Genomic DNA, 11,692 nt, shown 5'->3' with positions numbered 1-11,692 from the left:
GCTCCCACGAACGAGCCTCCGCTCAATAGGCGGCTATGCCGAGTCTCAGGCGGTGGACGTCCTGCTCAACAGGCTTCCGCAGGGCCGCCTCGGCATAGTCGCGGTCTCGGCATAGGTCGATGCACAAAAGATCGAAACGGCCATAGCGGGCGATGGTCTTGTTGAGGATCAGCTCGTCGGCCGCTTCGACCAGCTCGTTGACGAGCTTGGCGGCCAGCACGTATTTGACCCGGTATTCGGCCATCGCGGCTTCGGTGCCGAGCGCGATGAGCAGGTGTGACTTGCCGGTCCCGGAGTCGCCGATCAGGCAGAGCGGCTGGCCGTTGCGGACCCACTCGCACTTGGCCAAGGTGTGGATCAGGGCAGAAGGGACGTTGGGATTGGCGGAGAAATCGAAGTCGGACAGCCATTTCGCGCAGGGGAAGGCAGCCGCCTTGATGCGCCGCTCCGAGCGTCGGCGCTGCCGATCCTCGCACTCGGCCATCAGCAGCTCGGCCAGGAACCCGCGATAGGTGAGCTGCTCGCGTTCGGCGGCGTCGGCGGTGGCGACGAACTGGCCGCGGATAGTGGGCAGCCGCAGCATCCGGCACGCCTGGTCGACGGCGGCCTCGGCGGCCGGCTCGGTCAGACCCCGCTGATGAGTGAGCTGCTGTTGCGTACTCATGAGGTATCTCCATCTCCCTGGTTGGCGCAGCGGCGGCGAGGCAGCAGTTGGTCATAGGCAGCCAACGACGGCGGTGGGCGCCTATCAACCGGGAGCGAGGCCAGGCGGTGCTCGGTCAGCGACACGATGTCGGCGGGCAGCGCGGCTGGATGGCCGACGGGCAGCGCGTCAGTCCGGGTAGCCGCGGTGGGTTGCGGGGCTGCTTGGGCGGCCTTGCGCGCCTCGACCGCCACCACATCGCTGGTCAACGCGCCGACCTGGAGCGCGGCGGCGATCCCGGCGACCACGTGTTCGTGGGCCATGCTGCGGTGCAGCATCAGCACCTCGATCAGCGCCCGGGTGCCGTGGGCGTCCCCATGCGCTTTGCGGACCGCAGACCACCAGGCGTCGTGCACCGGGGTGAACCGGCCAGCCTGACGGGCCTACTCCAGAGCGGTCGCCCCGGGTAAGGCGCCGGGCTTGCGGACCAGCACCTCCAGATAGTGGTCCAGCTCCAGCCGGGAGCCGTTCTTGGCGATCAGCCGCTCGTGGCGGGCCACCTCGATCTTGTCGGTGAACACGATGAGCTCGTTGGAGTGCAGCAGCACACGAACTTGGCGGCCGATCAGCCGGACCGGCACCGAGTAGCGGTTGGTGCGCACGCAGATCTGCGACCTGCGGTCCACCCGGGGATGGAAGACACGGCCGGTCTCGAACGGCTCGGCCGGCAACGGCTGCAGCAGCGGCCGTTCGATGGCGAAGTACTCGCCGACGGTGTGGGCGCGGGAGCCGATCCTGCGCAGGTCGTCCTGCTCGTCCCACCGGTCGATGGACGCGTTCAGCTCCGCGATCGAAGCGACCTGCGGGACGGGGACCAGGCGATTGCGGCGGAACCGTCCGACCTCGCCCTCTACCCCGCCCTTCTCATGGGCGCCCGCCAGGCCAGGGCGGCAATAGAAAGTCTCCGGGCTCATGTGTGACCTGAAGGCCACCCACCGCTCGTTCTCCACCCGGGCGCGGGTGAAGCCGAGAACCTGGCCACCGCCGAGGTCAGGTTGTCGTAGCGGACCTTGCCGGTCGGGATCCCGCCCAGCACCGTGAACGCGTGCACATGCCCCTCGAAGAAGGCTTCCTGGCCACACGACAGGGTCACGTGATGCACGGCCTTGCCCGAGTACGACAGCCGGAACACGAACATGTAGCACTTGGTCCTGCGCCCGGACAGATCAACCCACACCTCCCCGAAGTCGACCTCGGCCTCTTCGCCAGGCTTGTGGATCTGATCGATGGGTACCTCCGGCGGTCCGTGCCCGGCCTCGGCCCGAATCTGCGGGCGACGCACCGCGACGTAGTTGCACACCGTCGAATAGGAGATCCCCTCCATATCCTGCTCGGCCACCAACCGGTCGAAGATCCGCCGGACCGTGTGCCGCTGCTTGCGGGGCGCGCTCAGGTCCAGCCACAGCATCTGGTCGATCACCGGCTTGAACGGATCCAGCCGCGACCTTCGCGGCGTCATCGCCTTGCGCGGTGTCGGCCATGCGGATGTCAACGCCTCCGCCACCGTTCGGCGGGAAACCGCGTACTTGCGCGCCAAGGCCCGCTGCGACAAGCCCTCCATCCGGGAGTCCCGCCTGATCGCCGCGTACTTCTCCACCTTGGTCATGCGCGCCATCAGCGCCCCCTTGCGACGCCAAGCGCATCGAGCGTCCCACCGCCACGCCCGAGTGGCACCAAAACTCGCTGAACCGTCACCATCCGGCTACACAATGGCACCCAAACTCACGCGCAACCGGCACCAGAACTCACGTGTAGACCCACATTGCGGCTTCGGCGCTGGAACACGGCGCGAGCCTGCTGACCAACGACCGGGGCCTCGCCCGGCTTCAAGAGGTCAGCAGGCTCAACGTGCTGCGTCCCGAGGATTTGTGAGCTGACTACTGAAGCAGCTCGCCCTTAGGACCGACGATCCCCTTTGTCTCCGCGTAGTTGGCCTTGTTGTAGACATCGGCCACTTCGCCGTTGAAGTAGGTGGAGCTGATGAAGTCCACCCGGTCGTTGCCGTCCTGGTCGTGGAACATGCTCGTGATGCCGTTGACGTAGCCCGTGCGCTTGTTATTGTCGTACTTCAGCAGCCAGGGGCCGCCGTCGGCGCCGCCGGTCATGGAGCACTTGAGCACCTGGTGCTCTTCGACCTTGAACGTGTTGGCCTGGTACAACTTCTGGGCGGTCTTGCCCGCGCACCACTTGGGGGTCAGACCGCTGTACGGCTTGTCGCCGTCGGGGTGTGGGTCGGCCGGGTAGCCGAAGGCCATCACTCGCTGGCCCCTCGGCTGGTTCCACGCCAGTCCCTGCCCGCCGACGTTGTCGCCAAGACGGCCCATGTCCTTGGCCTTGCCAGCGCCGGGGTAGATGAAGAAGGAGTCGTGGAAGTACTTGGTCGACTTGGTGACCTTGTACCACTGGATCAGGTAGAACTGCTTGAGCCAGTAGTCGCCTCGGTCGTCCTTGAGGACCTTGCCCTTGACCTTGCCGATGGCCTTCTCGTCGAGCAGCTTCTTGTACTCGGCCTCGGTGAGCGGGGTCAGCTTGGTCGCGCCCTGGTCACCGTTCTTCCACAGCTTCGGGTCCTCGTTCGCCTTGGGAGCGTTGCTCCACTGCAACTCAGTGACCTCGACCTCATCCGTCGTCGGAACTGAGTCCACGAAGTTGCCGCCGGCCGGTTCCTTGGAGGTCACGTCCTCGGCGCGGAAGCCGCCGTTGGGGCCGTACTTGTCCAGCCCCTCCTTGTACTGCTGCTCAGCGGTCTTGCCGCCAGGGATGTCCTTCAGTTCTGTGGACTTGACGTCCTTCTTGCCCTCGAAGCTGTCGAACTCCGACTTCAGGACCTGCTTCTCGGCCACCTTATCGACGAGGGAGAAGCCGTTGTGGACGGCAACGAAGGCGAAGTCGCCGTCGTAGTCGTCGTAGGTGTCGAGGTCGTAGGCGGTGAAGGCGTACGCGCCGACGTAGACGCCCCAGGGAGCCCTGCCCTTGTAGTAACCCGGCACGAAGATCCACTTGCTGTAGACGTCCTTGCCGCTCTCGTACACGCAGTGGCCGGCGGTGGCGACCAGGTTGCGGTGGCGGGACTGGATCGACGTGGCCGAGCACCAGCGGTAGCGGCCGGCCCGGTCGATGAAGAAGACCTTGCCGATGGTCTTGGGGAGGTTGACGTTCTTGCTGGCGATCGGCTTGGCGGTGGACCCTGTCGGGGTGGTCAAGCCTGGCTTGCCGTCAGGGGCTCCCTGGCTTTGGGTGGCGACCAGCTTGGACACGTTTTTGGCGTCCCAGTGGTATTGGGTCGCCTTACGCAGAGCCGCGCCGTTGGCGTCGAGCCAGAAATTGGCGACGCCATATGCGTCTGCGGGCTTGGGCATGAGGCTGTCAGAGGCCCAGTTGGGGTCGGCGCTGGCGGGTTGGACAAGGATGGCGGCGCTCAAGCCGGCGACGGCGAGGGGGATGAGCAGGCGCTTCAAGGGAGGCTCCACGGGCAGTTGTCAAGAAAGATGTAAAGACCCTATCGACCCATTAGTCACTCTGGTAAGGGTTCTTCTCAGATTTCTCACCAAACAGGCCGAAGGGCCCGGCAGAAGCCGAGCCCTTCGGGTAAAGCGGTTGGTCTGAGGTTTGGACCCCCAGCTCCAGGGATGTCCCAGAATTAGGACATCTTGCCGGACCACAGGTTGGCGGCAGCGTTGTACACCATGGCCGTCTCGCCGTCGAAGTACGACGAGTAGATGGTGTCGTTGCGGTTGTTCTTGTCGCTGTCGCCGAACACAGCGGTGGTGACACCGTTGACGTAGCCAAGACGCTTGGCGTTGCTGTACTTGAGCAGCCACGGCGAGCCGTTGTAGCCCGGGGTGACGGCGCACTTCAGGGCAACGAGCTCCTCAGCCTTGAGAGGCGCGTAGACGTTGACCTTGGACGACGTCTTGCCGTAGCACCACTTCGGCGTGACACCCGTGAAGGGCTTGCTGCCGTCGGGGTGCTCGCCACCCGGGTACCCGAAGGTACGGACGTACTTGCCGGTCGGCTGGTTCCACGCGAAGCCCTGGCCGCCGACGTTGTCGCCGAGGCGACCAGCGTCCTTGACGGTCAGGTCCCCACCCGTGTAGATGAAGAACGAGTCGTGGAAGTACTTGGTCGACTTGGAGACCTTGTACCACTGGATCACGTAGTACTGGCGGAGCCAGTAGTCGCCCATGTCGTCCTTGAAGACCTTGCCCTTGACCTTGCCGGCGGCCTTCTCGTCGAGCAGCTTCTTGTACTCGGCCTCGGTGAGCGGGGTGTCGTTGGTGGCACCCTTGTCACCGTTCTTCCACGTCGTGGCGTCCTTGGGGTCGACCACCGCAGGAGCGTTGGTCCACTGCAGCTCGGTGACCTCGACCTCGTCCACGGTGGGAACGGAGTCCTCGAAGTTGCCGCCAGCCGGCTCCTTCGAGGTCACGTCCTCGGCGCGGAAGCCGCCGTTGGGGCCGTACTTGTCCAGCCCCTCCTTGTACTGCTGCTCGGCGGTCTTGCCACCGGGGATGTCCTTGAGCTCGGTGCTCTTGACTTCCTTCTTGCCCTCGTAGGCGTCGTACTCCGACTTGAGGACCTGCTTGCCCTCAACCTTGCTGAAGTTGAGGTTGATGCCGTTGTAGACCGTGACGAACGCGTAGTCGCGGTCGTAGTCCTCGTAGTTGGCGAAGTCGTAGTGGGCGAAGGCCTGCTTGCCCACGTAGATGCCCCAAGGAGCCCTGCCCTGGTAGTAACCGGGGACGAAGACCCACTTGTCGAGGACCGCGCCGTTCTGCTTCGTCTGGAAGACGCAGTGACCGGCGGTGGCAACCAGGTTGCGGTACTTCGCCTGGATGGAGGTGGCGGAGCACCAGTACAGCTTGCCGTCGACGCCCTCGAAGAACACCTTGCCGATGGTCTTCGGCAGGTTCACGTTCTGAACCTTGGCGGTGGTCTTCTTCTCTTCACCAATGGGGGCGGTGGAGCCCGGCTTGGTGTCCGCGGTATAGCCACCCGCGGTCTTGAGCTTGTCGACTTCCTTGTAGTCGAAGCGGTAGTACGACGCGGCCCGCAGGGCAGCGCCGTTCGCCTTGAACCAGAAGTCGACGGTCTGGGAGACCTTGTCGTTCGGCGTCAGCGGAGTGTCGATGATCTCGCCGGACGCGGAAGCCGTGCCGGCCAGACCAGCAGCCAGCAGACCGGTGGCCAGAATGGCGCCACCGGCGGGGAGGAGGATGCGCTTCAAGGTAACTCCTTGCGCTGTCGTGGAACGCCTCTTGCGTCCCATGCGTCAGTAAAGGGATAGCCAGGAACATACAGTGCCGATCTTGAACTCGGGTAGTCGCTTTGAGAGGAAAAGATGCGACAAGCCGGGCGTGATCGTTCTGTGATGTTTAAGTGGCTGATGCGCAGGAGTTGAGAGAAGCTCTCCGTGTGGCCGTTTGCCCTGATCAACATAAGGAAGTTGTCAGTGTGGCCAGCGGGGCGAAGGTGTCGCGTTGATCCTCCTCCGCTCGGTGATGTGATGCAGATCACATTAGATTGATGGCACCGTATGGGCGCGCCATGCGTCCAAACGCCTTCACTTTCGGGGTCTGAACGCGGAAGGGCTCGGCGGATGCCGAGCCCTTCGCTTGCGACGGTTTACGAACGGTTCATCGCCGTTCGCTCTGCGTCAACTTCACACAACCTTGCCGGACCACACGGTCGCGGCGGCCTTGTAGACGATGTTGGTCTCACCGTCGAAGTACGGCGAGGAGATGTAGTCCACGCGGCCGTTGCCGTCCTGGTCGTTGAAGGTGCTGATGACACCGTTCACGTAGCCGAGACGCTTGGCGTTGCTGTACTTGTACAGCCACGGGCCACCGTCGGCGCCCTCGGTCATGGCGCACTTGAGGGCGACGTGCTCCTCGATCTTCTTGGCAGCGGAGCCGACCAGCTTGCCCGAAGTCTTGCCGTAGCACCACTTCGGCGTGACGCCGGTGTAGGCCTTGTTGCCGTCAGGGTGCGGCGCGGCCGGGTAGCCGAACACGCGGACGTACTTGCCGGTGGGCTGGTTCCAGGCGAAGCCCTGCCCGCCGACGTTGTCGCCCAGGCGGCCAGCGTCCTTAACCGTGATGTCCCCACCCGTGAAGATGAAGAAGGAGTCGTGGAAGTACTTGGTCGACTTGGTGACCTTGTACCACTGGATCAGGTAGAACTGCTTGAGCCAGTAGTCGCCTCGGTCGTCCTTGAAGACCTTGCCCTTGACCTTGCCAGCGGCCTTCTCGTCGAGCAGCTTCTTGTACTCGGCCTCGGTGAGCGGGGTCAGCTTGGTCGCGCCCTGGTCACCGTTCTTCCACTGCTTGGGGTCCTCGCTCGGCTTGGGAGCGTTGGTCCACTGCAGCTCGGTGACCTCGACCTCGTCCGTGGTCGCAACCGAGTCCTTGAAGTTGCCGCCGGCCGCTTCCTTCGTGGTCACGTTCTCGGCGCGGAAGCCACCGTTGGGGCCGTACTTGTCCAGCCCCTCCAGGTACTGCTGCTCGGCGGTCTTGCCGCCAGGGATGTCCTTGAGCTCGGTGCTCTTGACTTCCTTCTTGCCCTCGTAGGCGTCGTACTCCGACTTGAGGACCTGCTTGCTGTTCACACGGCTCGCGGAGATGGAGACACCGTTGTAAACGGTCACGAACGCGTAGTCGCGGTCGTAGTCCTCGTAGACGTCGAAGTCGTAGTGGGTGAAGGCCTGCTTACCCACGTAGATGCCCCAAGGAGCCCTGCCCTGGTAGTAGCCGGGGACGAAGACCCACTTGGACATGACGTCCGAGTTCGTGGCGGTGTCGTACACGCAGTGGCCGGCAGTGGCGACCAGGTTGCGGTACTTGGACTGGATCGAAGTGGCGGAGCACCACTTCTTCTCGCCCTTGCTGTTGACGAAGAACACCTTGCCGATGGTCTTCGGCAGGTTCACGTTCTGAACCTTGGCGGTGGTCTTCTTCTCTTCGCCGATCGGAGCGGTCGAACCCGGCTTGGTGTCCGAGCTGTAACCGCCCTTGCTCTGCAGCTTGGCGACGTCAGCCTTGTCCCAGACGTTGGACTCGGTAGCGGCCTTGAGGGCAGCACCGTTGCTCTCCGCCCAGTAGTCGACGATCGCCTTGGCGTTGGCCGCACTCGTCGCCATCGGGTCCTTGGCGATGTCAGTGTCGGCCTGCGCCGTACCGGCGAGGCCGGCGGCCAGAAGGCCGGTGGCCATAAGGGCGCCACCGGCGGGGATGAGGATGCGCTTCAAGGGAACTGCTCCTTGCTCTGTCGTGGGTCGCAACATGCGTCCCATGCGTCAGTAAAGGGATAGCAAGGAACATAGCGTGGTGATCTCCGCAGGTGGAACCCGGTTTGGGGCATCTGGTAGGCGCCGTTTCCCGTGTGACCGTGCCGTTACCTGTCAGAGGCCTTTCCGTGTTGTTATCTGAAAGAGATGTTTTCGCAGGGTATGCAGGGGATGTGGCGGATGGGACGAAAGTTCCGTTAGAGCGATGTTACATAGAGTAGTCGCTTGATTGTGTCTTAGATCACAGGAACCAGATTCAGTCCTGCTCCGTCTAACATGGCCAGGTCTTCACAGGTGATCTTCAGGTATCGCCCGGAAATATCCGTATTCATGTCATATGCCCTGTTCTTGGCTGTGTTGGGAGCGCCTCGGCTGAGTCCGGAACGGAGACGAGCTGTGTCTGTCGCCCGGGCGTATGTGGCGCGCTCCATATATAGGTGCGGTTCCTGCTGGCGCCCGCCTGTGATGTCGGCCGCGACAGTGGGACTGGTGGAGGTCCGCGCCAGCCCGATCAACGGCTGCGAGGGGCGGCACTGACATGCACACCAAGGAGGGCCGCGTACAACGGGGAGTCCGCGGTGCTTCTCAACTGGTCGCGACCTGACGGGACGCTCTCGGGTTCACCGACGCCGAACGCGCTGCGCCACTGTTGTCGGATGCTTGGCTCGCTGGTGGAGTCTTGTAGAGATCAAGGCGGTGGGCCGTTCTCGCCCGCGCCCGCCACTCGGGCCGCAGGGAGGGACCCGCATGGCGCGCATACTCACGATCGCCGACCAGATGACCATCGTGATCATCAGCACGAACATGACTCCGGTGGTGGCGTAAGCAGCCAGGTCAAGCGGACCGGCGGTATAAGGATCATCGCCCTCGGTCGCCGCGAACTCGTAGACGATGGAGGAGAGAAGCGGAATCGTCACGAAGCCCACCCCCACCGCGCCCTGACGCTGACGTTGCCGAGGACCATCAACAGGCTCCCCTGGGATAGGCGCTGGATACTCGCCCCGCCGTGATCGTCGAATCCCCTCCAGCGCTGCTCTCACCGCCAGGACAATCGCAATCACCTTGACCCCTAGAAGGAGCCAGAAGAACGGTCCACGTACATACGCGTCAGCGCCGCTCAGCCACCTCGCGAGATATAGCACTCCCAGCAGCCCACATACGCCTAGAACAACCTTGTACGATGCGGGCACTCTCGACAGCATTTCGGAATTGTGGCGGGAACAACCCTGTGGTGCAAGACCAGCCTCCGGCGGGGCCTCGGTCTCCGGGATGATCATCGGGCGCAGCTGCGCCCGCTTCGAGCGGGAAGCCGTACGCGGAGTCCGTGCGCGCTCACAGCGAGACGGTGCTGCGCCGGTTCTATGACCTGCATCGTGATACTGGGAGCGGGCCGATCGTCAACCCGTTCCCGTTGGATTGGTCGAGGCGGGGCAACCGGGCGAACGCCCACCACAACCCGATGGAGCCTTTCCGGAACGAGCGGACGGGGTTGTATCGGCCGCGAGTGCCGACCCGGATCCCGCGCAGCATCTCTGACAAGGAGTTCGACGAGGTCTTCGCCAGGCTCCCTTCGCATCGGGACCGGGCGCTGGTCGCCTTCTACGTCTCGACTGGCGCCCGCGCCTCTGAGCTGCTTTCGACCGCCCAGGGCGGCGCCGATCCCGGACGGCAGCTGATCTCCGTCGTCCGTAAGGGCACCCGTCTGGTTCAGGAACTGCCCACCTCGACCGACGCGTTCGTCTGGCTGCGGCTTTACCAGGTGGAGATGCAGGAGCTGATCCCGAAGGGGCGGCGGCAGCCGCTGTGGTGGACGCTGCGCCAGCCGCTGCGGCCACTGACCTACCACGCGGCGCACCGCATGTTCGAGCGCGTCAACGAGCGAGCCGGCACGTCGGCGACCTTGCACGCGCTCCGTCACACCGCGGCCTACCAGATGGCCGAAGACCCGATGCTGCCACTGACCGATGTCCAGTTCGTCCTCGGTCACGCACAGCTCATGACTACGCAGATCTACCTCACGCCGCGCCAGGAGGACGTGATCCGCCCGAGATGAGGAAGGTTGCCACCGGCACCTGCGGACGCGCCTTCGGGACCCCATGCATACATGAGCACAGTTGCCTACGCTGCCCACTCCACTGGCCCACCCGAGCAACGCGACCGCATCGCCGAGATCCGCGACAACCTCGAAGCCCGCATCGCCGAGGCTGAACGCGAAGGCTGGCTCGGCGAGATCGAAGGACTTCGCGTCAGCCTGGCTGGCGCCGAAGACAAGCTCGCTCAGCTCGACAAACGAGCTCGCCGCGCTACCACCATCAACCTCGGCATGCTCGCCTTCTCCGGCATCGCCGACCGCGCCGCTTCCCTTCCCGGCGCTCAGCCAGGCGCCCTGTCATAACCATGCCCGAACGGACGCTGACGTCTTCGCTTACGCGAACGAGATACCATTCGGCTACATCGTCCATCAGCAGAGAGTCTTATGTGCGACAAAACCGGAAGCTAAAATTTGCGCTCTTAGCACTCAATATCGTCGGCTTGGCCATGACGGTCGCTTCCATCGCCGTCTGGATATCCACTGGCACCAATTCCACTGCCCCGGGCCAGTTACTGCTCAATGGAGGGCTGCTCATTCTGTTACCGACCTCGGTGGCCACCCTTGTTCTGGTCATTCGGGAGAACCAGAATTCGAGTCGTCGCTGATTTCAGCGGATCCTACACGGTCAAGCCGAGCGGTCTGCGCCTCTCCGGTGTGGGCCGCTTTGTTGAGAACTGTTCTCGTGTTTGCCCTCTGCAGACCGCGTGGTTTCTAGTTCAGAGAATTCGTGCGGCACCGGCTGGGCCGTGGCGCACAGCCTGACTAGGTCGGCCTCCGGTTGATCTCGATGACCGGCAACTCTTATGAGGACGCACATGAAGAGGCGCTAAGACGCACGCGCCCATTAAAAGCTATGATCGCGACATTATCGATAAATATGGAGAATTCGGTCCCTAGTGGCGCAGGCACGATGACTTGGGGCCGCGATGCTGATCGTTGATGTTGAGCGCGGAGGCGTCGTAGCTGTCGATGAGGATGACGCCGAGGCATCGTTCCCCTCCGATGGATGGCTCCTAGAAGGACTTCCCGCAGGTCTGGTAGCGGAGCCGGTGGCCGCTGCACGGATCATGATCGAGGTCCAGCGCCGCGGCGGTCCCGATCCCGCTCGATGAGGCGGTTAATCTGATAGAGCACGATCGCTACCGTGCCTATCGCGATTCCTACGGAAGTGAAGATGCCGCCCAATAAGCTTACTTCCGGATTATCGCTTGTCTTCACGATGAGCGAAATGGCGATGACGATGGTTTGCAAAGCCGCCGAGGGTGAAGGATGCGTATTTCATTCCCTGTGAGTCCTCCCTATGCTGCCATTATCTTTTTCTATTTGGTCCGCGTGAACTCGCATCCGTGGCTCCACGGGTTATTCCAGCAGTGTTAGTCGATGCCTACCCCGTAGCTTTTTTGGTTGCATAGTCGATTTGTGATGCATAGTATTGTGCAGTCCCGGCCACCGCTCCACGGAACGTTGTGATGAACGGCGCTGCTGGCCTCAAGTATTCAGCCGAGGCGGTAGCTGCGTTCTAGATCATGAGAAAAGGTGCCCCTGACCTGCAAGGATTTGGGTGTCGACGCCATATCCGCTGCAGAAGCAGGTGCACCTTTCTGGTGAGTGA

8 protein-coding genes and 1 pseudogene are annotated in these 11,692 nt (G+C 63.2%); 2 read left to right on the top strand and 7 right to left on the bottom strand.

The features are described 5' to 3' along the window. Positions 1–22 precede the first annotated feature (22 nt). The 6 genes and pseudogenes from Q9G87_RS56405 to Q9G87_RS56380 all read right to left on the bottom strand — a co-directional run bounded on the left by Q9G87_RS56405 (position 23) and on the right by Q9G87_RS56380 (position 8,905). A complete protein-coding gene (locus Q9G87_RS56405) occupies positions 23–664 on the bottom strand; it encodes an ATP-binding protein (protein WP_305924951.1) in 642 nt (213 codons plus the stop codon). Further along, positions 661–2,309 (bottom strand): annotated as a pseudogene (istA, locus tag Q9G87_RS56400) (IS21 family transposase). Before istA ends, Q9G87_RS56405 begins: the two are co-directional and overlap by 4 nt. A gap of 271 nt (positions 2,310–2,580) precedes the next feature. Next, complete coding sequence (locus tag Q9G87_RS56395; RefSeq protein WP_305924950.1) at positions 2,581–4,161, bottom strand: trypsin-like serine peptidase; 1,581 nt, start codon at positions 4,159–4,161, stop codon at positions 2,581–2,583. Between the two features lie 182 nt (positions 4,162–4,343). After that, entirely contained in the window at positions 4,344–5,930 is a 1,587-nt protein-coding gene (locus Q9G87_RS56390; RefSeq protein WP_305924949.1) for a trypsin-like serine peptidase, read from the bottom strand. Between the two features lie 435 nt (positions 5,931–6,365). Next, positions 6,366–7,949, bottom strand: coding sequence for a trypsin-like serine peptidase (locus Q9G87_RS56385; protein WP_305924948.1), 1,584 nt, complete (start codon positions 7,947–7,949; stop codon positions 6,366–6,368). Between the two features lie 659 nt (positions 7,950–8,608). After that, entirely contained in the window at positions 8,609–8,905 is a 297-nt protein-coding gene (locus tag Q9G87_RS56380; RefSeq protein WP_305924947.1) for a hypothetical protein, read from the bottom strand. Positions 8,906–9,312: 407 nt separating this feature from the next. Between Q9G87_RS56380 and Q9G87_RS56375 the strand changes: the two genes are divergently transcribed. Beyond that, positions 9,313–10,041, top strand: a complete 729-nt coding sequence (locus Q9G87_RS56375) for a tyrosine-type recombinase/integrase (protein ID WP_305924946.1) — start codon at positions 9,313–9,315, stop codon at positions 10,039–10,041. A gap of 51 nt (positions 10,042–10,092) precedes the next feature. Next, positions 10,093–10,383 carry a hypothetical protein gene (locus Q9G87_RS56370; protein ID WP_305924945.1) on the top strand — a complete coding sequence of 97 codons (291 nt, stop codon included), beginning with the start codon at positions 10,093–10,095 and terminating at the stop codon, positions 10,381–10,383. 762 nt (positions 10,384–11,145) lie between these two features. On the opposite strand, the gene Q9G87_RS56365 is transcribed toward Q9G87_RS56370, so the two are convergent. Then, a complete protein-coding gene (locus tag Q9G87_RS56365) occupies positions 11,146–11,331 on the bottom strand; it encodes a hypothetical protein (RefSeq protein ID WP_305924944.1) in 186 nt (61 codons plus the stop codon). Positions 11,332–11,692: the final 361 nt, after the last annotated feature.

It is taken from the genome of Nonomuraea turcica (assembly GCF_030718205.1).
Lineage (GTDB): Bacteria > Actinomycetota > Actinomycetes > Streptosporangiales > Streptosporangiaceae > Nonomuraea.
The sequence above is the reverse complement of the archived record's forward strand: the minus strand, read 5'-3'. Positions and strand labels throughout refer to the sequence as shown.

Excerpts from the sequence above, each read along its gene's own strand:
- Q9G87_RS56405 (WP_305924951.1), bottom strand. The coding sequence starts at position 664 with ATGAGTACGCAACAGCAGCTCACTCATCAGCGGGGTCTGACCGAGCCG.
- Q9G87_RS56370 (WP_305924945.1), top strand. The coding sequence starts at position 10,093 with ATGAGCACAGTTGCCTACGCTGCCCACTCCACTGGCCCACCCGAGCAA.